Origin of the sequence: Allobosea sp. Tri-44 (assembly GCF_004123845.1) — a bacterium.
In the GTDB taxonomy this organism is placed as follows: Bacteria; Pseudomonadota; Alphaproteobacteria; order Rhizobiales; family Beijerinckiaceae; genus Allobosea.
On sequence record NZ_NBDP01000003.1, the window covers coordinates 433,365 to 456,602 of the forward strand.

22 protein-coding genes are annotated in these 23,238 nt (G+C 67.6%); 14 read left to right on the forward strand and 8 right to left on the reverse strand.

The features are described from left to right. Window positions 1-19 precede the first annotated feature (19 nt). Together B6S44_RS02175 and B6S44_RS02180 are read right to left on the reverse strand one after the other, a co-directional pair. Window positions 20-1,324, reverse strand: a complete 1,305-nt coding sequence (locus B6S44_RS02175) for a hypothetical protein (protein WP_129155118.1) — start codon at window positions 1,322-1,324, stop codon at window positions 20-22. 146 nt (window positions 1,325-1,470) lie between these two features. After that, the gene (locus B6S44_RS02180) at window positions 1,471-2,136 is read right to left on the reverse strand and encodes a DUF998 domain-containing protein (RefSeq protein ID WP_164985685.1); all 666 of its coding nucleotides are present in this window, start codon (window positions 2,134-2,136) and stop codon (window positions 1,471-1,473) included. Window positions 2,137-2,238: 102 nt separating this feature from the next. Between B6S44_RS02180 and B6S44_RS02185 the strand changes: the two genes are divergently transcribed. The 5 genes from B6S44_RS02185 (at window position 2,239) to B6S44_RS02205 (ending at window position 6,010) form a co-directional block, all read left to right on the forward strand. Then, the gene (locus B6S44_RS02185; protein WP_129155120.1) at window positions 2,239-2,874 is read left to right on the forward strand and encodes a TetR/AcrR family transcriptional regulator; all 636 of its coding nucleotides are present in this window, start codon (window positions 2,239-2,241) and stop codon (window positions 2,872-2,874) included. An 81-nt stretch (window positions 2,875-2,955) separates the two neighbouring features. Further along, window positions 2,956-3,339, forward strand: a complete 384-nt coding sequence (gene crcB / locus B6S44_RS02190) for a fluoride efflux transporter CrcB (protein ID WP_129155564.1) — start codon at window positions 2,956-2,958, stop codon at window positions 3,337-3,339. Next, complete coding sequence (locus B6S44_RS02195; RefSeq protein ID WP_129155121.1) at window positions 3,336-4,652, forward strand: RluA family pseudouridine synthase; 1,317 nt, start codon at window positions 3,336-3,338, stop codon at window positions 4,650-4,652. Before crcB ends, B6S44_RS02195 begins: the two co-directional genes overlap by 4 nt. A 108-nt stretch (window positions 4,653-4,760) precedes the next feature. Further along, on the forward strand, window positions 4,761-5,258 hold the full coding sequence (locus B6S44_RS02200) for a hypothetical protein (RefSeq protein WP_129155122.1): 498 nt from the start codon (window positions 4,761-4,763) through the stop codon (window positions 5,256-5,258). A 71-nt stretch (window positions 5,259-5,329) separates the two neighbouring features. Beyond that, the gene (locus tag B6S44_RS02205; protein WP_129155123.1) at window positions 5,330-6,010 is read left to right on the forward strand and encodes an HAD-IA family hydrolase; all 681 of its coding nucleotides are present in this window, start codon (window positions 5,330-5,332) and stop codon (window positions 6,008-6,010) included. 69 nt (window positions 6,011-6,079) lie between these two features. Here B6S44_RS02205 and B6S44_RS02210 read toward each other — a convergent pair whose 3' ends face one another. Then, entirely contained in the window at window positions 6,080-7,456 is a 1,377-nt protein-coding gene (locus tag B6S44_RS02210) for a M20/M25/M40 family metallo-hydrolase (protein WP_129155124.1), read from the reverse strand. 334 nt (window positions 7,457-7,790) lie between these two features. Between B6S44_RS02210 and B6S44_RS29225 the strand changes: the two genes are divergently transcribed. The 5 genes from B6S44_RS29225 to B6S44_RS02235 all read left to right on the forward strand — a co-directional run bounded on the left by B6S44_RS29225 (window position 7,791) and on the right by B6S44_RS02235 (window position 12,791). Then, a complete protein-coding gene (locus tag B6S44_RS29225) occupies window positions 7,791-8,180 on the forward strand; it encodes a hypothetical protein (protein ID WP_164985686.1) in 390 nt (129 codons plus the stop codon). 148 nt (window positions 8,181-8,328) lie between these two features. Beyond that, on the forward strand, window positions 8,329-10,329 hold the full coding sequence (locus B6S44_RS02220; RefSeq protein ID WP_129155125.1) for an acetyl-CoA carboxylase biotin carboxylase subunit: 2,001 nt from the start codon (window positions 8,329-8,331) through the stop codon (window positions 10,327-10,329). 218 nt (window positions 10,330-10,547) lie between these two features. Next, window positions 10,548-11,168, forward strand: coding sequence for a glutathione S-transferase family protein (locus tag B6S44_RS02225; RefSeq protein WP_164985687.1), 621 nt, complete (start codon window positions 10,548-10,550; stop codon window positions 11,166-11,168). A gap of 51 nt (window positions 11,169-11,219) precedes the next feature. Beyond that, window positions 11,220-11,735: a lysozyme inhibitor LprI family protein gene (locus B6S44_RS02230; protein ID WP_164985688.1), complete on the forward strand. Its 516-nt coding sequence runs from the start codon at window positions 11,220-11,222 to the stop codon at window positions 11,733-11,735. Between the two features lie 246 nt (window positions 11,736-11,981). Next, window positions 11,982-12,791: a YdcF family protein gene (locus tag B6S44_RS02235; RefSeq protein ID WP_129155128.1), complete on the forward strand. Its 810-nt coding sequence runs from the start codon at window positions 11,982-11,984 to the stop codon at window positions 12,789-12,791. Window positions 12,792-12,909: 118 nt separating this feature from the next. Here the strand turns inward: B6S44_RS02235 and B6S44_RS02240 are convergent, their stop codons facing one another. Next, window positions 12,910-13,170 (reverse strand): DUF3253 domain-containing protein, encoded by a 261-nt coding sequence (locus B6S44_RS02240; RefSeq protein ID WP_129155129.1) that lies wholly within the window; start codon window positions 13,168-13,170, stop codon window positions 12,910-12,912. A 30-nt stretch (window positions 13,171-13,200) separates the two neighbouring features. Continuing rightward, on the reverse strand, window positions 13,201-13,896 hold the full coding sequence (locus B6S44_RS02245; RefSeq protein ID WP_129155130.1) for a DUF599 domain-containing protein: 696 nt from the start codon (window positions 13,894-13,896) through the stop codon (window positions 13,201-13,203). Between the two features lie 109 nt (window positions 13,897-14,005). Here B6S44_RS02245 and B6S44_RS02250 point away from each other — a divergent pair, with 109 nt between their 5' ends. The 3 genes from B6S44_RS02250 to B6S44_RS02255 all read left to right on the forward strand — a co-directional run bounded on the left by B6S44_RS02250 (window position 14,006) and on the right by B6S44_RS02255 (window position 16,887). Further along, a complete protein-coding gene (locus B6S44_RS02250; RefSeq protein WP_129155131.1) occupies window positions 14,006-14,416 on the forward strand; it encodes a rhodanese-like domain-containing protein in 411 nt (136 codons plus the stop codon). A 9-nt stretch (window positions 14,417-14,425) separates the two neighbouring features. Further along, a complete protein-coding gene (locus B6S44_RS29230) occupies window positions 14,426-14,599 on the forward strand; it encodes a hypothetical protein (protein ID WP_164985689.1) in 174 nt (57 codons plus the stop codon). Between the two features lie 491 nt (window positions 14,600-15,090). Continuing rightward, window positions 15,091-16,887, forward strand: coding sequence for an ABC transporter ATP-binding protein (locus B6S44_RS02255; protein WP_129155132.1), 1,797 nt, complete (start codon window positions 15,091-15,093; stop codon window positions 16,885-16,887). Between the two features lie 287 nt (window positions 16,888-17,174). Here the strand turns inward: B6S44_RS02255 and B6S44_RS02260 are convergent, their stop codons facing one another. The 3 genes from B6S44_RS02260 to B6S44_RS02270 all read right to left on the reverse strand — a co-directional run bounded on the left by B6S44_RS02260 (window position 17,175) and on the right by B6S44_RS02270 (window position 19,424). Next, window positions 17,175-17,519 (reverse strand): hypothetical protein, encoded by a 345-nt coding sequence (locus B6S44_RS02260; protein ID WP_129155133.1) that lies wholly within the window; start codon window positions 17,517-17,519, stop codon window positions 17,175-17,177. After that, window positions 17,516-18,064, reverse strand: a complete 549-nt coding sequence (locus B6S44_RS02265; RefSeq protein WP_129155134.1) for a gamma-glutamylcyclotransferase family protein — start codon at window positions 18,062-18,064, stop codon at window positions 17,516-17,518. Before B6S44_RS02265 ends, B6S44_RS02260 begins: the two co-directional genes overlap by 4 nt. A gap of 187 nt (window positions 18,065-18,251) precedes the next feature. Next, window positions 18,252-19,424, reverse strand: coding sequence for an isovaleryl-CoA dehydrogenase (locus B6S44_RS02270; protein WP_129155135.1), 1,173 nt, complete (start codon window positions 19,422-19,424; stop codon window positions 18,252-18,254). Window positions 19,425-19,649: 225 nt separating this feature from the next. On the opposite strand from B6S44_RS02270, the gene B6S44_RS02275 reads away from it, so the two are divergent. After that, window positions 19,650-23,210 carry an autotransporter outer membrane beta-barrel domain-containing protein gene (locus B6S44_RS02275; RefSeq protein ID WP_164985690.1) on the forward strand — a complete coding sequence of 1,187 codons (3,561 nt, stop codon included), beginning with the start codon at window positions 19,650-19,652 and terminating at the stop codon, window positions 23,208-23,210. Window positions 23,211-23,238: the final 28 nt, after the last annotated feature.

Sequence of the window (23,238 nt, forward strand, 5' to 3'; positions counted from 1 at the left end):
GCCTGACGAGACGATGGCCTCAAAAGCTCCGCTCCACGAAAACCTGCGTCGAGATCTGCCGCCCGGCGAGGCCGATGGGGATCTCGCGGCCGCTGAGCGCGATTTTCGCCCAGGCGATGGAGCTTTCGATCCCGGCCTTGAAGCCCTCGACGGGGGTCCAGACCAGATTGGCGGCGAAGCGGTCGATCCGGACTTCGCCGCGGATCTGGTTGGCGAGCGGCACTTCGAGCCAGTAGCGGCTGAGATAGGCATTGCTGGCGAGCTCGTCGGTCCATTCGAAACGACCGGAGACCACCGTTGAGAAGCCGCGGGTGGCGTCGCTCGCCAGCAGTACGCGGCTGACGGTGCGGGCATCGAGCTGCGAGCCGATATAGGGCGCGCCGTCGATCGCGCCGGCGAGCTGGGCGGTCAGGTTCCAGCCATGCCCGAACGCCTCGCTTTCGTAGGTCGCGCCGATGATGCCGGCGCGGCCGAAGCGCGAGGGCGTGCCGGGGATTTCGCGCAGGGCCAGCGCGCCATGAACGGTCCAGCCACCTTGCGCATAGACCAGCCGGCCGACGGCATCCGGTATTCGCCGGCCGGTCCCGACCGGCGCGGTCGAGGAGGCGTTGCCGAGTGCCGGATCCTCGAGGGCGAGCGTCGCGGTCCAGCTCTCGGTCAGTGGCAGCTCGAGGGCGATCACCCCGACGGTGCGCGAGGGGACCCGCGTCGAGAAGATGAACTCGTCGCCGGTCCAGAACGAGAAGCGCGAGGCATCGAGCCCGAAGGTCCAGGGGCCGATCAGGATCGTCGCCTCGTCGATCGAGTTCTCGCTGACGCCGTCGACCGGGCTGTACACGGTGAAGCCGAAGGCGGTGCCGATCCGCAGCCCCGACGAAAGCTCATGCGAGGTCGCGATCCGGAAGGCGGCGCTGACCGAAGAGGAGGTCGCGTCGGAAGGCGGCGGCGGGGCGAGGCGCGAGGCGCGGAAGGAATCGCGCTGCATGCCGGCGCTGACAGTGCCGGTGATCGAGAGGCAAGTGGCTGAGCCGGGCAGGACGAGGCCGCGCTGCGGCGGATCGTCGTCATCGTCCTCTTCGTCGTCGCTATCGTCGTCCGCTTCGTCTTCTCCAGCCGTCGCCGGCTTTGCCGGCTCGCTGGCAAAGAGCGGCGGCGTCTCGGGCAGCAAGATGGTGCAGGCGCGCGCGAAGCTGGGAGCCTGCGCCGGACGCGCCGGCAAGCGCGCCGGCGCCGCGAAGGCGATCTGCGACAGCAGCACGAGGCCGAGCCCAGCCAGAAGCGCCGTGCCGGTCCATCCGCCTCCGAGCTCAGAACCGCATGCCATCGGCGCGACGATCCCCCACGCTATCCAGCGTTTCTGCCGTTCGCAGGCGAGGCAAGTCAATTGCGCAGGTGGGAGCCGGCAGGGCGGTGCTTTTCTTGTTGGTGCGGCCTGCGGACAGGCGCAGGCCGCTGGATCGTCGCTGTGAATCAGGCTGCCGAAGCTGATCGAGGCGGGAATGCGGGGGAGGCCGAGTGCTCGCCGCGAATCTCGTAGGCAACCAGCGAGAACCAGCCGAAGAGCACGAGGCCGGCGCCGCCGACGATCACCCCGGCCCAGGATGGGTTGGCCATGCCGGCCGCGACGAGCGCCGGAGCCAGCAGGGCCGTGACGATGCTGTAAATCGCCCAGCCGCGTTTGCCGGCGGCGCTGAACCGGCGCGCCAGGACGAAGCAGGCGGCGATCAGCGACAGGAACGAAACGAGGAAGGCCACCATGTGCAAGGCGCCGGTGACGCTCATCTGTGGCGCCTGGCCGGGGGCGGGGAGCGGATCGGGCCCGAACAGGCCGGCGCCGATCATGCCGAGACCGTAGAGGCCGGCGAGGATAGGACCCGCGCTGCCGCCGCGCTGGCCGCGCAGGGCCCTGCGCAAGCCAATTGCGCCAGCGAGCGCCAGGGCGCCGGTCACCAGGAAGTTCGCGACCTGGATCCAGCCGAGCTCACCGACCGCCAGGAAGCTGATGGGCTGGGTGCGGATGTCATAGCTCGGCCTGAGCGCCAGCTGCAGGGCGGCGAGGCCGTAGAAGACAGGTGTGCTCGCCACGCCGCAGGCGAGGAGGGCGCGATCGAGATGTTGGGACGAAGCGGTTTGCATCTGGCTCTCCATGAGCGAAAGGGGTAGAGTGAAACTGAACGGTTTAGTACAACTAAACTGTGTAGTTTCATTCATGCTGTCAAGCCCTGGAGGAGCCGCGCCATGTCGCAAGCCACTCTCGACCGATCCGAGCGCAAGCGCGGCACCGTCCTCGAAGCGGCGACGAGCCTGTTCCTGAGCAAGGGCTATGACGGCACGACGATGGACGAGGTTGCGGCGCTGGCGGGCGTGTCGAAGCCGACGCTCTACCGCTATTTCGCCGACAAGGAGCGGCTCTATGCCGAGATCGTCGCGGCAACCACGGACAATATCGACGGATTGCTAAAGCTGGTGGCCGAGGAGCTTGCCGCCTCCGATGATCCGAGGGAGGGGTTACAGCGGCTCGCCAACAAGTTCCTGACGGCGCTGATGCAGCCGGACCTGCTGCGCCTGCGGCGGCTGGTGATCGCCAATGCCGAGCGGTTTCCCGAGGTCGGGCAGGGCTGGTTCAGCCGCGGCTTTGGCAGGGTGCTCCAGACGCTGTCGGGAGCGTTTCAGCGCTATGCCGCCAACGGCCGGCTGCGGATGGACGATCCCCTGCTGGCGGCCGACCATTTCGCCGGGCTGGTGCTCTGGATACCCCTCAACCGCGCGATGTTCAGCGGCAATTGCGACAGCGATCCGGCCGAGCTCGCCCGCTATGCGGAGGCCGCGGTCGACGCGTTCCTGCGGGGCTACGGCACGGAGGCGGCCAGGTAAGGGGGCGGATCGGGTCGAAAACGGACATATCTGCAGCGGATTTCGTTTGTGCGCGCTGGCGCGGCGCTCTATGCCTCAGCGATGCTTTCCACCGCTCTCGTCTTCCTCGGCGCCGGCATCGGCGGCGTGCTCCGGCACGGCGTCAACGTCGCCTCGCTGAAATGGCTCGGCCCTTCGTTCCCCTACGGGACGATGGCGATCAACATCCTCGGCTCCGGCGTGATGGGGCTGGTCGCCGGCTTCCTCGCCTTCAAGGCCGGCGAGGACTGGACGCAGAATGCGCGGCTGTTCCTCGCCACCGGCATTTTGGGCGGCTTCACCACTTTCTCGGCCTTCTCGCTCGATGCCATGCTGCTCTGGGAGCGCGGCGAGGCGATGCTCGCGGCGTTCTATGTGCTCGGCTCGGTCGTGTTGTCGCTGGCGGCGCTGATCGCGGGATTGTCCATCGTGCGGGGGCTGACATGAGAACCGGCGGCAAGGGAACTGGCGGTAAGGGAGCTGGGGCTCCTCCGCGAGGCAACGGCCCCAAGCGCGGCGGCAGGCCGCCCGCCTCAGGCGCGCCGAAGGGCAAGCGCCCGAGCCATGATGCACGCCGCTCAGCCCGCGCCAGGCCACGCCCGGCGGAAGACGAGGTCGTGCGCACCGAGCCGACGCGCGACCCGAAACCACATCATCCCGCGCCGCGAGCGGCGGGTCCGCGCAAGCCTGCGACACGCAAGCCGCCGATCACGGATGCGCCGACGCGCGCCGAGGTCAAGGCTGTCACCGCCGAAGTGCTCGCGACCGGCGTGCAGCAGCTCGTGGTGACGCCAGACGAAAACGAGATGCGGATCGACCGCTTCCTCGAGGCGCGTTTCCCCCAGCTCTCCTTCAGCCATATCCAGCGCATCGTCCGGAAGGGCGAATTGCGGGTCAACGGCAAGCGCGCCGACAGCAAGGACCGGCTTGAGGCCGGCCAGACCGTGCGCATCCCGCCGCTCAAGTTGGAGCAAGCGGCGGAGCGGCCGCGCTCGGCCAAGGCTGATAACGACACGATCGGCTTCCTGCGCTCGATCACGCTCTATGAGGACGATGACGTCATCGTCCTCAACAAGCCGGCGGGCCTGGCTGTGCAGGGCGGCTCCGGCACGACACGGCATGTCGATGGCATGCTCGATGCCCTCACCGGCAAGGACGGGCAGAAGCCGCGCCTCGTGCACCGGCTCGACAAGGACACGGCCGGCTGCCTCGTCATCGCCAAGTCGCGCTTTGCCGCGGCGACGCTCGCCAAGACCTTCCGCTCGCGCTCGGCGCGAAAAGTCTACTGGGCGCTGGTCGCCGGCGTGCCGCGCGTGCGCCAGGGCCGGATCTCGACCTATCTCGCGCGCGAAGAGGCCTATGACGGCGACCAGCGCATGGCGATCGCCGAGCATGGCGGGGAGGGCGCCATGCATGCGGTGACCTATTATGCCGTGGTCGAGACCGCGGCGCAGAAGCTCGGCTGGCTCTCGCTCAAGCCGGTGACCGGCCGCACCCACCAATTGCGCGCGCACGCCGCCCATATCGGCCATCCGATTGTAGGCGACCCGAAATACTTCAACATCCAGAACTGGGAACTGCCCGGCGGCATCCAGAACAAGCTGCATCTGCTGGCGCGGCGCATCGTGCTGCCGCATCCGCGCGGCAAGGGCACGATCGATGTCAGCGCGCCGCTGCCGCCGCATATGCGCCAGAGCTGGAACCTGCTCGGCTTCGAGGATGCACCTTACGACCCGATCGTCGACGCACCGGACGAATAGGAACGGCCGCACGAGAAAGTTGCGTGACCTGACGTAAGAACACTTGCGGAACAAAGCGTGTTCTGTTCTAAGTTTGTTCCTGTGAATATCCATCACGGGAGGCTTTCCATGTTGCGCACCGCCTTGCTTGCCGCCGGCCTCGTTCTCTCCTTCTCCTCCACGGACTTTGCCCAGGCGCAGCCGGCCCCTGCTGCCCCGAAACCGGTCGCAGCAGCGGCCGATGAGCCGGTGCCGCGCGCTGCCCGCGCCGAGGCGCGGCGCGACTGCTATGCCGAGAACATCGCGCTCTCGGGCGATGATCTTCGCCGTGCCATGCGCGACTGCCTGCAGGAGCGCTTCCCAGGCGTGAAGCTCTATGCCAGCGACGGGCTGACCCGCGACGGCAAGCCGACGGCCGTGACGGCACGGGCGGCCTGCAAGCAGGAGGCCGATGCAAGCGGGCTCAAAGGAGCCGAGCGGACGGCGTCGCTGGTCGCCTGCTTCAACGGCAAGCGGCCGGATCTCGCCCAGCGCGCCGAATGCCGCAAGGAAGCGCGCGGCAAGGGGCTCGATGGCGACGCCTTGAAGGCGGCGATCGCCGAATGTGGTCGCAACCCGCAAGGGTGAGGCCGTGGCGGCATGAGGGCCTTGCGCCGGCGGAGATGGCGAGCTGCCGCCATCTCCTGTAGAGCGCCGGCATGGACCTCATTATCTTCGACCTTGACGGCACGCTGATCGATTCCGAGGCGATCATCCTCGGCGCGCAATACGAGACCTTCGCGCGCTGTGGCCGTGTCCATCCCGGTCGCGAAGCGGGTCTCGGCGTCATCGGGCTCACCCTCGACATCGCACTGATGCGGGTCGCGGGACTTGCCGAGCCGGACGACGTGCTGACGCAGACCTACCGGGATGTCTTCAACGACATGCGGCGGCGGGCGGAGACCGATCCGTCCTTGGCCGAGCCGCTTTTCCCGGGCGTCGCCGAGATGCTGGCGGGGTTGTCGCAGCGGCCGCAGACGCTGCTCGGCATCGCCACCGGCAAGTCGCGGCGCGGGGCGGACTACGCCATTGAACACCATGGCTGGGCCAGCCTGTTCGCGACGACGCAGACCGCCGACGATGCGATCTCGAAACCGCATCCCGGGATGATCCTGCGGGCGATGGCCGAGACGGGCATCGCGCCGGAGCGGACGCTGATGGTCGGTGACAGCACCTTCGACATGGAGATGGCGGGCGCGGCCGGCGTGACCCCGGTCGCGGTCTCCTGGGGCTTCCAGCCGGTCGCGGCGCTGCGGGCGGCCGGAGCGCGGCATGTGATCGAGAATTGCGCCGAGCTGACCAGCATCGTCGACGGGTTGGCGGTGGCACAACCGGCCTAAGGGCGGACGGACCGCCTTCCGAGAGCCGGCTCCGATCAGTTTGCATTGCAAGCTGATCGGCGAAGCCGCTCAGGACGCCTCAAGCTGGCCGAGCTCGTGCAGCAGCGCAGCGCCGGTGCGAAGTCCGCTGTAAAAGCAGTCGAGCGTCAGGTTCTCGTTTGGCGCGTGGTTCGCCTCGTCGGGATTGGCGTAAGGCGTGACGAAGGCCGGAATGCCGAGGATCCTGGTGAAGACATAGCCGGGCAGGCTGCCGAAGCCCGCCGGGATCAGCAGCGGCTCCTCGCCCTGCGCCGCGACGAAGGCCCGGCGCAGGGGGGCGGTGTAGGGCGAGGCGATCGGCGTCTTCGAGGGCTGCATGCCCATATCGGCCGTGACGAACTCGACCTCCGGCGCGTGCAGCGCCACATGCGCGGCGACCTTGCGCAGGATGTCCTGCGGATCCTGCGCCTCGACAAGGCGGATATCGCATTTCACCAAGGCTTCATTGGGCAGGACCGTCTTGGTGCCGGGGCCGCCATAGCCGCCGTGGAAGCCGTTGATGGTCAGCGTCGGACGGAAGCAGAGGCGCTCATAGAAGGGCCGAGCGGCCGGCGCATCGAGTCTGGCCAGGCCGAGGCTGTGCTTCACCGCTTCGATGTCGAGCGGCAGGCGCTCGATCGCGGCGAGCTCCTCTTGGGTCGGCGCTTCGATATCATCGTGAAGGCCGGCAATCGTGATCTCGCCCGCGGCGTTCTTCATGGTTCCGAGCAGATGCACCAGGGTCCAGATCGGGTTCGGCACGACGCCGCCGAAATTGCCGGAATGCACGTCGCGGACGGCATGGCGGCAGCGCAGCTCGAAGGAGACCACGCCGCGCGAGCCGAACTTGATCGCAGCCGCCCCGCTGACGTGGCGCGGCCCGTCGGCGGTGACGGCGAGATCGGCCTTGAGCATCGCCTTGTTGGCGCGCACGAAGCCGGCGATGTTCGGGCTGCCGATCTCCTCCTCGCCTTCGAGCAGCAGGATGACGTTGCAAGGCAGCGTGCCATGCACCTTGAAATGGGATTCGATCGCAAGGATCTGGGCGAAGTGCTGGCCCTTATTGTCGCCGACGCCGCGCGCATAGATCCGGCCGTCACGGATCGTCGGTTCGAAAGGCGGCGAGACCCATTTGTCGAGCGGGTCGGGCGGCTGCACATCGTAATGGCCGTAGAGCAGCACGGTCGGCTTGCCCGGCGCCTTCTCCCAGCGCGCGACGACCATGGGATGCCCCTCAGTCGGCACAAGGCTGGTCTCCAGCCCGATCTCAGTCAGCATCTCGACCAGCAGCGCGCCGACCTCGGCGATGCCGATGTTTTCGGCACTGATGCTCGGGTGGCGCAGATAGGCGATCAGGCGATCGAGAAAGGCGCCTCGGTTGGCCTCGATATGCTCGAAGACCGCAGCAAGCGTGTCGGGAGAAGCCATGGTCGCGCTACCTGCCTGCGATGAGGATCCGAGATCACGGCAGATTGGTTACGACGCCGCGCGCGGTTCATCCAATGCGCCAGACGCAGCCCGGCGACGCACCTGAGGGCGCGGAGGGGAAAGCTGCGCCAGTAACATCCTCGCAACCACGTCCGATCAGGGCCGTTTAACCTGAACGCGCGTTCAGATTTGCGTGTTAACCACCTGATCACGGGCCCGGCCGCATCGTCTTCACACGACAGGGACAAACCGACACAAAACAACGTCGGACAGGGGTTGAACAATGATCGGCCATGAACTTCGTGAATTCGTCGATCGCGTGATGGACAGGCACGTGATCGACGATGAAGACGTCCGAGTTCTTCAGCGCGAAATCTTGCACGAGGTCGTGCTGACTCGCGACATCATCGACGTGCTGGTGGCGCTCGACCGTGCCGTCGCCGACAAGTCGCCGCTCTTCGCCGATGTGCTGCTGGCGTTCTGCGTCGACTTTTCCGTCTGGGAAAGCCGCCCGACCGGCAAGATCGACCGCGACAAGGCGCACTGGCTGGTGACGACGCTGTCGGCGGGGCAGGGCCCGACGCCGCTGGCGCAGAAGATCGCCTTCGAGGTGGTGCGCGAGGCCGAGATCTGCGACGAGGCACTGGTCAGCTTCGCCCTGCGCAAGGCCGAGGCCCGGCTGCCGCTCGGCTTCACCGCGCAGCGTGTGCTGCTTGCGAGCTGAGGTCGCCTGAGAGAACGGAGCGCTCGCGCCCGGCTGCCGCCGGGCGTTTGCGCACGTTACAAAACTTTCGCATCAGTGGACGGATGCGCTTGCCTCCCGTAAATCCCGCACTGCACAGTGACGGCACCGGGTCTGGGGGAAGCCACGCATGTTCTCGAAGATTCTGATCGCGAACCGTGGCGAGATCGCCTGCCGCGTCATCAAGACGGCCCAGCGCATGGGCATCAAGACGGTGGCCGTCTATTCCGATGCCGATCGCGACGCGCTGCATGTCGAGATGGCCGACGAGGCCGTGCATATCGGCGCCGCGCCCGCCGCCGAATCCTATCTCGTCATCGACAAGATCATCGCCGCCTGCAAGCAGACCGGGGCGGAAGCCGTCCATCCCGGCTACGGCTTTCTCTCCGAGCGCGAGGCCTTCGCCAAGGCGCTGAAGGAGAACGGCATCGTCTTCATCGGCCCCAATCCGGGCGCGATCGCCGCGATGGGCGACAAGATCGAATCGAAGAAGGCGGCGGCCGCGGCCAATGTCTCGACCGTGCCCGGCTATCTCGGCGTGATCGAGGACCCAGAGCACGCCGTGACCATCGCCGACGAGATCGGCTATCCCGTGATGATCAAGGCCTCGGCCGGCGGCGGCGGCAAGGGCATGCGCATCGCCCATTCGGCCGGTGAGGTCGCCGAGGGCTTCGCCCGGGCCAAATCGGAAGCGGCGTCCTCCTTTGGCGACGACCGCGTCTTCGTCGAGAAATTCATCGTCGATCCGCGCCATATCGAAATCCAGGTGCTGGGCGACAAGCACGGCAACGTCATCTATCTCGGCGAGCGGGAATGCTCGATCCAGCGCCGCAACCAGAAGGTGCTGGAAGAGGCGCCGTCGCCGCTGCTTGACGAGGCGACGCGCCGCAAGATGGGCGAGCAGGCGGTCGCGCTCGCCAAAGCGGTGAATTACGACAGCGCCGGCACGGTCGAGTTCGTTGCCGGCCAGGACAAGTCGTTCTATTTCCTCGAGATGAATACCCGGCTGCAGGTCGAGCATCCGGTAACCGAGATGATCACCGGCATCGACCTGGTCGAGCAGATGATTCGCGTCGCCTATGGCGAGAAACTTGCGATCGGCCAGGGCGATGTGAAGCTCAATGGCTGGGCGGTGGAATCCCGCGTCTATGCCGAGGACCCGACCCGCAACTTCCTGCCCTCGACCGGCCGGCTCGTGACCTATCGTCCGCCGAGCGAGGGGCCGGATGGCGACGCCACCGTGCGCAACGATACCGGCGTGTTCGAGGGCGGCGAGATCTCGATCTATTACGACCCGATGATCGCCAAGCTGGTGACGCATGCGCCGACACGCGAGGCCGCGATCAAGGCGCAGGCGCGCGCGCTCGACGCCTTCGCCATCGACGGCATCCGCCACAACATCCCTTTCGTCGCGGCGGTGATGCAGCATCCGCGCTGGATCTCGGGCAATCTCTCGACCGGCTTCATCGCCGAGGAATTCCCGGAGGGCTTCTCGCTGCCGCAGCCGGAAGGCGAGATCGCCTTGCGCATGGCGGCGATCGCGATCGCCTGCGACCATCGGCTCAATGCCCGCAAGCGAAACGTCTCGGCGCAGATGGAGGGCTGGCGCAAGGTCGAGTTCGAGCGCACCCGCATCGTCTCGCTCGGTGGCGAGCGTTTCGAAGGTGACGTCACCGAGCAGGGTGGGGCGGTGACCATCGCCTTTGCCGACCGGAGTCTCACGGTCGCGAGCGACTGGCGGCCGGGCGAGCCGGTCTGGCGCGGCACGCTCGACGGCGTCGCCATCGCGGCGCAGGTCCGCTCGATCCTGAACGGCGTCGCGCTCGGCCATGCCGGCGCCTATGCCAACGCCCATGTCTACACCCCGCGCGAGGCCGAGCTCGCCGCGCTGATGCCGGAGAAGGTTGCCGCGGATACCGGAAAATTCCTGCTCTGCCCGATGCCCGGGCTGGTCAAGGCGATCTCTGTCGTCGTCGGCCAGGAGGTCAAGGCGGGCGAGGCTTTGTGCATGGTCGAGGCGATGAAGATGGAGAACGTGCTGCGCGCCGAGAAGGACGTCACCATCGCCAAGATCCTGGCGAAGGAGGGCGATTCGCTCGCGGTCGACGCGGTGATCATGGAATTCGCCTGAGGCAGGCGCTTCCGCGGCCGTCACACCCTTCCGTCATTCCGGACAAGCGGCGAAGCCGCGCAGCTCCGGAATCCATCGTAGGGCGTTGCGCCTTACAATGGATTCCGGCGCTCCGCTTCGCTGCGGCCGGAATGACGAGCGTATTTGACAGGGCGCTGCCGCTTGCCTTCGCTCGCTCGCAGGCTGATTGTCGCCGGCCGATCATGCGGAGCGACTACATGCTGACGATCTGGGGGCGGATCAGCTCCATCAATGTCCAGAAGGCGGTCTGGGCCGCCGGCGAGGTCGGCCAGCCTTTCGAACGCATCGACATCGGCGGCAAGTTCGGCGGCAATCGCGAGCCGGCCTATCTCGCGAAGAATCCGAACGGGCAGATTCCGACGCTGGAGGACGGCGAGATCGTCATCTGGGAGTCGAACAGCATCGTGCGCTATCTCGCTGCCCGCTATGGCGCCGGCTGGATCTGGGAGGAGGAGCCGGCGCGGCGCGCCGAGGCGGATCGCTGGATGGACTGGATGAACACCTCGCTGCAGCCGGCGATGACGCCCGCCTTCTGGGGATTGATCCGCAAGACATCGGGTTATGCCGACCAGGCGACGATCGACGCTTCCGTCGCCAATGCAGAAGCCAAGCTTGACATCCTCGAGGCGCATCTGGCCGGACGAGCCTATCTCGCCAATGAGCGCTTCGGCATGGCCGACATCACGGTGGCGCCCGGTGCGCATCGCTGGTTGCATATGCCGGTGCCGCAGAAGGGCTGGCCCAATATCCGCCGCTGGTACCAGCATGTCTCGGCGCGGCCGGCTGCCGGTCCGGCGCTGCCGTTGCCAATCACGTGAGGCCGGCAAGCGGCGCTTGACCCGACCGATTTGGCCGTCATGATCGCCGCCATGCGCGGTTTTCTCGTTGTTTCCGTCACACTGGCGCAGCTCGGCTGCACGGCAGCGCTTGCGCAGGTGCCGACCAACCCCGTGCAATCAGCCGATCGCATGCAGGTGGCGAATTGCGTCCGGCAGGGAATGAGTGCCAGCCCGGGCTGCATCGGCCTTGTCGCCGTGCCCTGCGTCAGTGCCGCCTCGGCAAACGATCGGGCTCAGGCCGAGATCACATGCGCGCGGCGCGAGGAAGCGGTCTGGCGCGAACGGTTGACGCTGGCGGGCGCGACGCTGGAGCGGACCCTCGAAGCCGGGGCGCGCAGCCAGTTCGCGGCGCTGCAGCTCGCCTGGCAAAGCTACGCCGTGCAGAAATGCGCCTTCTACGGCGCATCCCAGCCACCGGCGCGCTCGGCCGGGCTACAGGCCGGCTGCGAATTGCGCGAGGTCGCCGAGCGCGCGCTGGAGATCGAGCGCTTCGCGGCGCGGCAGACCCGCCGTCCGCCCGCAGCGCCGCCGCAGATCATCCGGTAATCGCTCTGCGCGTCATGCTCGGGCTCGTCCCGAGCATGTCAGGCCGAATGGGGCTCGAACAGCTCCTTCTGGTCATGAGATTCTCGGGTCTGCGCTTCGCTCTGCCCGAGAATGACGGCGCCGGCCGTCCGGTCCTCACCGCAACGTGAACCAAAGTCTGCACTGAACCCCGACCGCGCTGGGCCGTTTCCTAACGGCCTGTCAGCTTTCTGCGCGTAAGGGGAGGCCGGTCTGTTCAAGAAAATCATGTTCTTCGTCCTCTCAAAGATCCTCTGGTTCCTGGCCTCGCCGGTGAACCTCGCCATTGGCGGGCTCGTGCTGGCGAGCCTGCTCGCTTTCACGCGCTTTTCCGGGCCGGGTCGCTGGCTCGGGCTGATCTGTGTGTTTGCGCTCGGCATGCTCGCCTTCAGCCCGCTGCCGCGGATTATCGTCAGGCCGCTGGAGGATCGCTTCCCGCAGCAGGCGGTGAATTCCGGCAAGGTCGACGGCATCATCGTGCTCGGCGGCGCGATCGGCGTGGCGCGCGAGGACATCGTGCTCAACAATGCCGCGGCGCGGATGACCAAGGCGGTCGAGCTTGCCCGCGCCCATCCCGAGGCGAAGCTGGTCTTCACCGGCGGCGGCGCCAACCTGCTTTCGCCGGTGGTGAAAACCGAGGCCGATGGGGCGCGATTGCTCTTCCTCGGGCTCGGCCTGCCGGAGAACCGCCTCGTCCTCGAGGACAAGTCGCGCAACACGGTCGAGAACGCTGTCTTCACCCGCCGCCTCGTCGATCCCAAGCCGGGCGAGCGCTGGCTCTTGGTGACCTCGGCCTGGCACATGCCCCGCGCCATGGGCGTGTTCCGCAAGGCGGGTTTCCAGGTCGAGGCCTTCCCCGTTGACTTCCTCTCGGCTGGCGCGCCGGCCGACTATGTCCGCCCCTATCGCAAGGCGGCGCGCGGACTCGACATCGCCGACGACGCCTTCAAGGAGTGGGCCGGACTGGTCGCCTATTACCTCGCCGGCTATACAGACGCGTTGTTCCCCGGGCCGGCGCAGGCCGCCGGCCGGCGTTAATGCGCGTCATGCTCGGGCTTGACCCGAGCATCTCAGGCCGGAGGAGGCTCCATTTGGCGCCGTCTCGTCCGGAGATTCTCGGGTCTGCGCTTCGCTTCGCCCGAGAATGACGCGTCCGTCACTCCGGCAGGCGCAGGCGGTAGACGCCGCGGAAATCGTCCGGGTCGACGGGGCGCCCTTTTCGGGTGATCACCAGTTTGCCGTCCTTCATCAGCTGCACGGCGACGCGGCGGATCGGCTGCATCAGCGGTCCCCAGCCGTCGGGATGGTCGCCGCCGATGGCGCGGGCGATATCCATCGGCGAGGTCGTCCGATCGCTCCGCTCGGTGGTGAGACGCAGGATCGTCTCGGCAAGCTCGTCATCTGTCGGTGTGGTCATGCCGCTTGCTGAGCGCAGCGGCGGGTTTCGTCAAGCGCTGCGGCGTCCTGCGCCGACGGCGGCGGCCGAATCCGAGGCGAATTGCCGGCGCCACATCACCGTTAGCACCGCTGCCGTGGCGACCAGGAAGAGCCAGGGCGAAATGAACCAGCCGAGATAGCCCAGCGCAAAGAAGAAGGCGCGCTGGCCGCGGTTGAAGTGCAGCCCGGCGACGATGTTCATCGCCACCGCCTCGCGCGCCGCGGCGATCGTCTCCGGCTTGTCGGCTTCGGTCCAGGACGGGATCGCGCCGATCAGGATGGCGCAGTAGTTGAACAGCCGGTAGCTCCAGCTGAACTTGAAGAAAGCATAGGCGAAGATCACCGCGAGCCCGATCACCTTGATCTCCCAGGCGGCGCGGGTCGTCGTGGTGGCGAAGGGCAGGTCGGCGAAGACCTGGACGACACGGTCGGCCGATTGCAACAGCGTCAGCGAGCCGCCGATGGCGATCAAGGAGGTCGAGGCGAAGAAGGCAGTGCCGTTCTGCAGGCCGTTCATCACCTGCGTGTCGATGATGCGGTTCTCGCGCTTGACCGATTCCATGATCCAGCGCTCGCGGCGTTGGTTCATCAGTGTGTTCAGGCTGCGCCTGGAATGCGGGCCGGTTTCGACGGCCAGCAGATAGCCGACCCAGGCGGCCGCGAAGAACGCGATGGCGATGAGGTCGAGCGTCCCGAATCCAGCCATGAGCCCCTCCTGGCGGCAGATTGGCGAGGCCAGCGCGCGCCGGCAAGCCCGCGATTGACGGTTGTCGCGGCAGCCGCCACTTTGCCGGCCTCGCGCAGGAGGACCAGCCATGCCGCAGACGATCACCAAGGGCTACAAGGCGCTGCTGGCGGAGGCGGAAGCTGCGGTCAAGACGCTGTCGGTCGAGGAGGCGCAGGCGCTGATCGGGCAGGGCGATACCGTCTTCGTCGACCTGCGCGATCCGCGCGAGCTCGAGCGGGAAGGGCGCATGCCCGGCGCCTTCCATTGCCCGCGCGGCATGCTGGAGTTCTGGATCGATCCGGAAAGCCCCTATGCCAAGCCGGTCTTCCAGGAGGACAAGCAATTCGTCTTCTTCTGCGCCGGCGGCTGGCGCTCGGCGCTCGCTGCCAAGACGGCGCAGGAGATGGGCCTGAAGCCGGTCGCGCATGTCGCCGGCGGCTTCGGCGCCTGGAAGAAGGCCGGCGCTCCGTTCGACGCACCCGAGCCGAAGCAAGGCTGAGCCCACAGCTTGTCCCACATCATCATCGTTCTCATCGTCGTCTGCTTCGTCTTCCGCAAGCCGCTCGGCCGCCTGTTGGCGAAGCGCTTTCCCGACCGGGCGAAGCGCCAGCGCGTCCTGGCCACTATCATCGCGGCGTTCCTGCTGGTTATCGGGATGAGGCTGCTGGCGATGTTCTGGTGAGGCTGCTTCCTTCTCCCCTCGGGGGAGAAGGTCCGGCAGGGGATGAGGGCGGTTCGACCGGGTGAGACATACGCCGCTCACCCAGCATGGCGGGCCCTCATCCGACCCGGCTTCGCCGGGCCACCTTCTCCCCCGGAGGAGAGAAGGAAGAGCGCGAGAATCCTCCACGCGCGTTACCTCACACCGTGACGGCAATGCGAAGCTGATCGGTTTCGGTTGCAACCACCCCATGCATAAGACGCGGCTTGCACAATAAGCGGGCATGCGGCATGTTGCCGATCTTGGCTCCAACTCAGGAAAGGGAGGGCTGAATGAGTTTTATCGTCATCGCCGCTCCCACCATGCGGACCCGCCACCACTAGGTCGGTTCCGCACGAGGCCCGCCTCTTCGGCGGCCCGAGCCAGCATTTCCCATCGCGTTTTCTGAAGCGACGCCCCTTGTCGCGCTTCGCCTGAATTTGGAGCCGGTCTCACCCTGACCGGATGCTTTCATGTCTCTTTCTCCCAGGAAGGAACGGCAAGAGCCGTTCCGGGCCGTTCTCGGCTTCACTTTTTCACATTGGGGCCGCCAACGCTGGCGTGTCGCCGGTGTAGTCCTCACCGTGATGGCGGCGACCGCTGCCGACCTGTTCATGCCGCTCTATGCCGGGCGGTTGGTCGATGCGGTCGCCGGCGAGCGGGCGAGCGGGCTCGACGCTGCGCTTGCGGCGCTCGTCATGATGATTGCGCTCGGCGCGGGCACGGTGTTCTTCCGCCACCTGTCCTTCATCGGCATCACCGCGATGACGCTGCGCACCATGGGCGACGTGGCGCGTGAGGCGTTCGCGCGCCTGCAGCGCTTCTCGACCGACTGGCACGCCAACAACTTTGCCGGCTCTACAGTGCGCAAGATCACGCGCGGCATGTGGGCGCTCGACCTGCTCACCGACACGATCGTGATCGCGCTGCTGCCGTCGCTGATCGTGCTGCTCGGCACGACGGTGCTGCTGGCCTGGCATTGGCCGGCGATGGGCGCGGTCGTCTTTGCCGGCGCAGTGATTTACTGCGCCGTGACGATGGTGCTGTCGCTGCGCTTCGTCGCGCCGGCGGCGACGCTCGCCAACAGCTGGGACACCAGGCTGGGCGGCGCGCTGGCCGACTCGATCTCGTGCAACCCGGTGGTCAAGGCCTTCGGCGCCGAGGCGCGCGAGGATAGCCGTCTCTCGGGCGTACTGGCGAAATGGGCGGGGCGGACGCGGCGGACCTGGGTGCGCGGAACCTGGTCGGGTACGGCGCAGCAGATCGTGCTGCTTGGCTTACGCGCCTCGGTGATCGGTCTGGTGATCTGGCTCTGGGCCAATGGCCAGGCCACGCCCGGCGACGTCGCCTTCGTGCTGACCAGCTATGCCGTCGTGCATGGCTATCTGCGCGATGTCGGCCAGCACGTCCACAACCTCCAGCGTTCGGTGAACGACATGGAGGAGATGGTGGCGATGCACGCGCTGCCCTTCGGCGTGCCGGATCGTCCGGGTTCGACGGCGATGGACGTGACCGCCGGCGAGATCGCCTTCGAGCGGGTGACCTTCCACTATGGAGGCCACATCGAGCCGCTCTATCGCGACTTCTCGCTGACGATCAAAGCCGGCGAGAAGGTCGGCCTGGTCGGGCGCTCCGGCTCCGGCAAGACGACCTTCGTCAAGCTGGTGCAGCGGCTCTACGACGTCACCGACGGACGCATCGCCATCGACGGGCGCGACATCGCCTCGGCGACGCAGACGTCGCTGCGGGCGCAGATCGCGATCGTGCAGCAGGAGCCGGTGCTGTTCCACCGCTCGTTGGCGGAGAACATCGCCTATGGCCGACCCGGCGCTTCACAGGCGCAGATCGAGCAGGCGGCGCAACTCGCCAATGCGCATGAGTTCATCATGCGCCTGCCGAAGGCTTACGGCACGCTCGTCGGCGAGCGCGGCGTCAAGCTCTCGGGCGGCGAGCGGCAGAGGGTGGCGCTGGCCCGCGCCTTCCTGGCCGACGCGCCGATCCTGATCCTGGACGAGGCGACCTCGAGCCTCGATTCGGAATCGGAGGCGCTGATCCAGGAGGCGATGGAGCGGTTGATGGAAGGCCGCACCACCATCGTCATCGCGCACCGGCTTTCGACGGTGCGCGCCATGGACCGCATCCTGGTCTTCGACCGCGGCGAGGTCGTGGAAGAGGGCCGGCATGAGACGCTGCTGACCCATGACGGCGGCATCTACCGGGCGCTGTTCGAGAAGCAGGTCAGCGAGCTCGCCAAGGGGCTGGCGGTGTAAGCCGCCAGCCCTCCGTCCCTGGACGGATTCCGCTGCGAAAGGCCTGCCGCCCAAGCTCCTCCCTTCCCCCGCGTGGGGAAGGGTAGGGGATGGGGGCGAACGACCGGGCGCAAGGCTGTTCGTCGAAGTCGACCGGTCCTCTTCCCGGCGAATGCGCTCCGACTTTTCGCCCCACCCTTGCCCCTCCCTACAATCCGGTCTGAGCCGACCCGGAGGGGTTGTCGCGGCTGGAGCTTCGTATGCCGGATCGGCGCGACCTGGCCGCAGCGAGAAGTATAGCCCGCGCGCTACTGCACCGATTTCAGATAGTCGGTGGCACTGCGGCAGGCCTCGTCCTTTGTCGGAAAGCTCTGCACATTCTTCTGCGTCTCGTCACGGAAGCGGGCAACGTCGTCGGCATCGGCCGTGCGCAGCAGGCTCTCCGTCGTCGTGAGCAACATGGGCGCCAGTTCGCCGGCATAGCGCGTCTCGCATTCCGCTGTGACCCAGTTCGTCATGACCGCGATCCGAAGCAGGCGAACCACATCCTCCGTGGTCAGCTTCGGCGCCTGTGCCTGTGCCGGCGGCATGGCGGCGTGGAGCATCATCGCGGCGAGGCCGCAGGCCCGGAAAAGGATGTCACGCGGTTTCATCGCTCGCTCCTGTCGCGGGAGATGGGCGCCGCCGGCGCGGCTGCCCGTGGACGCACGCCGGCGATGGGGCCGGCGGGCAGGGGCTCGCCCGGCTCCTGAGGCGACGGCTTGCCCTCTTGCATCGGCTTGCTCAGAAAGCGATTCATCCCGGCGAGGTAAGTCTCCGGCAGGCCCCAGCTTCTGGCGCTGGTGATGATGCTCTCAAGATAGCCGGGGCGCGGCCGGCCGCCCTCGCCGCTGCGCCCGACATAGATCAGCGCCCGCCTGGCGCCGCCCTCGACGATGACCGGCTGGCTGATCTTGACATAAAGGCCGCTGGCGAGCTCCTCGAACTTGTCGAGCGTGCGGATATCGCCGAGCGCGCAGTCCCAGAGCACGCCATGGACGCTCTCGCGCGGGTCGCGGACCACCGAGGCATAGCCGTCGGTGGTGACGATGAAGCGGTGGCGCGGCAAACGGGCGAGCCCGAGCGCCTTCGAGCGCGGGCAGCGCTGCGCCATGCCGGCGACGTCCATGTTCAGGCCGTAGGCGAAGTAGAGGGGCATTGGTGCGCGTCGATCTACCGGAGTGGGGCTTCCTTCTCCCCTCGGGGGAGAAGGTGTCTGCGAAGCAGACGGATGAGGGTGGTGCGACTAGGTGAGGCGATCATCGGCTGATGCGTCCTTCCCTCATCCGACCCGGCTCCGCCGGGCCACCTTCTCCCCCAAGGGGAGAAGGAGTCGAGTCCGCCCTTCACCTCGTCTTGTTGAACAATTCCCGCCCGATCAGCATCCGCCTGATCTCGCTGGTGCCAGCGCCGATCTCGTAGAGCTTGGCGTCCCTGAGGAGCCGCCCGGTCGGGTAGTCGTTGATGTAGCCGTTGCCGCCGAGCAGCTGGATCGCGTCTAGCGCCAATTGCGTTGCCTTCTCGGCCGCGATCAGGATGGCGCCGGCGGCGTCCTCGCGGGTGGTCTCGGCGCGGTCGCAGGCCTTGGCGACGGCGTAGACATAGGCCTTGCACGAGTTCATCGCGACATACATGTCGGCGACCTTGCCCTGGACGAGCTGGAACTCGCCGATCGACTGGCCGAACTGCTTGCGCTCGTGGATATAGGGCAGGACGATGTCCATCGCCGCCTGCATGATGCCGAGCGGGCCGGCCGAGAGCACGACGCGCTCATAGTCGAGCCCGCTCATCAGCACGTTGACCCCGCGGCCGACCGAACCGAGCACGTTCTCCTCGGGCACCTCGCAATCCTCGAAGACGAGCTCGCAGGTGTCGGAGCCGCGCATGCCGAGCTTGTCGAGCTTCTGATGGGTCGAGAAGCCCTTCATCCCCTTCTCGATCAGGAAGGCGCTGATGCCGCGCGTGCCGGCCTCGGGATCGGTCTTGGCGTAGACCACCAATGTCTCGGCGATCGGGCCGTTGGTGATCCACATCTTGTTGCCGGTCAGGACATAGCGGTCGCCCTTCCTGACCGCCTTGGTCTTCATCGAGACGACGTCGGAGCCCGAGCCCGGCTCGGACATGGCGAGCGCGCCGACATGCTCGCCGGAGATCAGCTTGGGCAGGTACTTCTGCTTCTGCGCCTCGTTGCCGTTGCGGGCGATCTGGTTGACGCAGAGATTGGAATGGGCGCCGTAGCTGAGGCCGACCGAGGCCGAGGCGCGGCTGACTTCCTCGATCGCGACGCAGTGCTCGAGATAGCCGAGACCGGCGCCGCCATATTCCTCAGGGACGGTGATGCCGTGCAGGCCGAGCGCGCCCATTTCCGGCCAGAGATCGCGCGGGAACTGGTTGGTCTTGTCGATCTCCTCGGCGCGCGGGGCGATCTTTTCCTGCGCGAAGGCGTGGACGGTGTCGCGGATCGCGTCGGCGGTCTCGCCGAGGTCGAAATTGAAGGGGCGGGGCGCGTTGGCGAGCATGATGTCCTCCCGGCTCGGATGAGGCCTTTGCCCGGTTATAGCGCGGTTGGCCCTCAAGTCAGCGGGCATGCGGCGACAGATGGCTCTGCGCCGATGCCCAGGCCTCTCCAGAAGGCGCGCGGCAAATTCGCCACACCCCATCGATTTGGCGGAATGTGAACGGCCGTTCATTGTCTCGCGCGTGCGACGGCGTAAGCGTGCTGCCACGGTAGGGGATGAATGTTGGTGTCGGAGACGATCGATCCGAAGCTTGCGGCGAGCAGGCAGGTCCGGCCTTTGCCGGGGGTGACGTCGCCCGTCGTCTCCTCGCGCGCGCTCATGCTGGCGGCCGGGCTCGCATTGCTGGCCGGCGCGCCCGTCGCTCTCGCCCAGTCGGTGACGGGAACGGGTCAGGTCATCCCGGCTGTGCCGCCGCCGCCGCTCACGGCCTGGAATCTTGGCGGGTCGAATCTCTTGGTCGGCAATACCGGTACCGGCACGCTGACCATCGCGGATGGCGGCACGGTCTCGAACGCCACGGGCTCTGTCGGCAGAAACTTCGGCGGCACCGGCACGGTGACGGTGACCGGCGCCGGCTCGAGCTGGAGCAACAGCGGCGACCTCTATGTCGGCTTCATCGGCACCGGCACGCTGACCATCGAAAATGGCGGCAGCGTCAGCAACACGTTCATTGGTATTGTCGGTTTTTTTGGCGGCAGCATTGGCACGGCGACGGTGACGGGCGCCGGCTCGAGCTGGAGCAATGTCGGCGCGCTCTCTGTCGGTCATAGCGGCACCGGCACGCTGACCGTCGCGGCAGGCGGCACGGTCTCGAACACCGCGGGCCATGTCGGCCTCCTCTCCGGCGGCACCGGCGCGGTGACGGTGACGGGCGCCGGCTCGAGCTGGAGCAATGGCGGCCAGCTGACCGTCGGCAATTCCGGCACCGGCACGCTGAGGATCGAGAACGGCGGCGCGGTTTCGAACACCACTGGTTTTGTCGGCGAAAACTCCGGCAGCACCGGCGCGGTGACGGTGACGGGCGCCGGCTCGAGCTGGAGCAATGGCGGCCAGCTGACCGTCGGCAATTCCGGCACCGGCACGCTGAGGATCGAGAACGGCGGCGCGGTTTCGAACACCACTGGTTTTGTCGGCGAAAACTCCGGCAGCACCGGCGCGGTGACGGTGACGGGCGCCGGCTCGAGCTGGAGCAATGGCGGCCAGCTGACCGTCGGCAATTCCGGCACCGGCACGCTGAGGATCGAGAACGGCGGCGCGGTTTCGAACACCACTGGTTTTGTCGGCGAAAACTCCGGCGGCATTGGCACGGTGACGGTCACGGGCGCCGGCTCGAGCTGGAGCAACAGCGGTGTGCTCCGCGTCGGCGACGCCGGCACCGGCACGCTGACCGTCGCGGCAGGCGGCAAGACCAGCGCGACGACGACGACCCTGGCGCGCTTGGTCGGCTCCAGCGGCACGCTGAACCTGCTCGGTGACGCCACGAGCGGGCGCGGCGTGCTCGAGACCGCGCAGGTGATCAAGGGCGCCGGCACGGCGACGCTCAATCTCAATGGCGGCATCCTGCGCGCCACTGCCACTCAATCCGACTACCTCTCCGGCTTCGCTGCGCTGACCCTCGGCGCCAACGGCGTCTTTTTCGACAGCAACGGCTTCGCCGTCGGCGTCACGACCAGCTTCGACGGCTCGGGCGGCCTGACCAAGCAGGGCGCCGGCACGCTGACGCTGACCAATACGCAGAGCTATTCGGGCGCGACCACTGTCTCGGGCGGGACCTTGCGGGCCGGGCGGGCGGGCTCGTTCTCGGCGGCGTCGGCCTTCACCGTGGCGAGCGGCGCGACGCTCGATCTTGCCGGCTTCAGCCAGAACATCGGCTCGCTCGCCGGCGCCGGCACGATCACGCTCGGCGCGGGCACGCTGACGGCGGGCGCGAACAACAGCTCGACGAGCTTCTCCGGCAAGATCACCGGCACGGGCGGCCTCACCAAGACCGGCACCGGCACGCTCACCCTGACCGGGACCAACACCTACACTGGTTCGACCAAGGTCACGGGCGGCAAGCTGGTCGTGAACGGCTCGCTGGCGAGCAGCATCACGCTCGACGGCGGTTCGCTGGGCGGCTCGGGTACCATCGGCGGAGTGACGGCCGGTGCCGGCGCCACCATTGCACCCGGCAACTCGATCGGGACGCTCAACGTCTCCGGCAATGTCTCGTTCGCGAGTGGCTCGATCTATCAGGTCGAGATCAACGCAGCCGGCCAGAGCGACAGGATCGTCGCCTCCGGGATTGCGACGCTGTCGGGCGGCACAGTCGCGGTGCTGGCGGAGGCCGGCAACTACGCCGCGGCGACGAACTACACCATCTTGACCGCCGCGGGCGGGGTCGGCGGCCGCTTCGCCGCGGTCACCTCGAACCTTGCCTTCCTGACGCCTTCGCTCGGCTATGACAACCAGAACGTCACGCTGACCATGACGCGCAACGATACCGGCTTCGGCCCGGGCGATGGCGGCGATACGTCCGGTGGCGGGAGCTCGGGCGGCGGCGGCGGCACGTCCGGCGGCGGAACCTCGGGCGGTGGCGGCACCTCCGGTGGTGGGAGCTCGGGCGGTGGCGGAACCTCGGGCGGGTCGCAGCGCCCCTATGTCGCCGCCACGCGCAACCAGGGCTTCATCGCCAACGCGGCCGAGCGTCTGGGTGTCGGCAATCCGGTCTACGACACGCTGCTCTCGGGCACGGCGGCGGAGGCCCGCGCCGGTTTCGACCTGCTCTCGGGCGAGGCGCATGCCCAGGCCGTCAGCGTCATGATCGACGAGAGCCGGCTGGTGCGCGAGACCATCCTGTCGCGCCTGCGCGGGCCGCTGCTGACGGCGCCGGGCCAGCAGGTCGCGGCGAGCTTTTCCGCCGATCTGCCCGGCCGCAAAAGCGCGGTGCTGATGACCGCGCCAGTCCCGCAGCCACGCTATGCCCTCTGGGGCGAGGCCTTTGGCAGCGCCGGCAACAGCGATGCCGATGGCAATGCCGCGAGCCTGTCGCGCCGCAGCGGTGGCGCGCTGCTCGGGGCCGACCTGATGCTCTATGACAACCCCGGCTCGTCGCTGCGGGTCGGCGTCGCCGGCGGCTACAGCCAGTCGCGCTTCGATCTCGACGCACGGCGCTCCACCGGCAAGCTCGAGAGCGGCCATGCCGCGCTCTATGCCGGAGCCCGCTTCGGCAACCTGCGGCTGGATGCCGGTGCGGCTTACAGCTGGTCCGAGACCGACATCCGCCGCCAGGTTGCGATCCGCGGTTTCGGCGATGCCTTGCGCCTGCAGCGTCCGGGCGCGGTGGCGCAAGCCTTCGCCGAGCTCGGCTATGGCTTCGCCTTCAATGGCTTTGCGCTCGAACCCTTCGCCCAGCTCGCCCTGATCCGGGTCTCGACAGAGGCCGGCACCGAGCAGGGCGGCGCTGCGGCACTGCGCGTCCTCTCCAGCGACCAGACGCTTGGCTTCAGCACGCTCGGCCTGCGCGCCGAGGCGCAGGTCGGAGCAATGCCGCTGTTCGCGCGTGCCATGCTCGGCTGGCGTCACGGCTTTGGCGAGCTCACGCCGCAGGCGAGCACCGCCTTCGCGGTCGGCACCACCCCGGCCCGCGTGTTCGCGGCCCAGATCGACCGCGAGGCGCTCGTCGCCGAAGCCGGCCTCGACTGGCGCATCTCATCCGCCACCGCGCTCGGCCTGACCTACTCGGCAGCAGTGGGCGAACGCTCACGCGACCACGCCCTCAAGGGCAGGGTCGAAATGCGGTTCTGAAGAGGGCGGCTGGCGGGCGGGGTTGCCC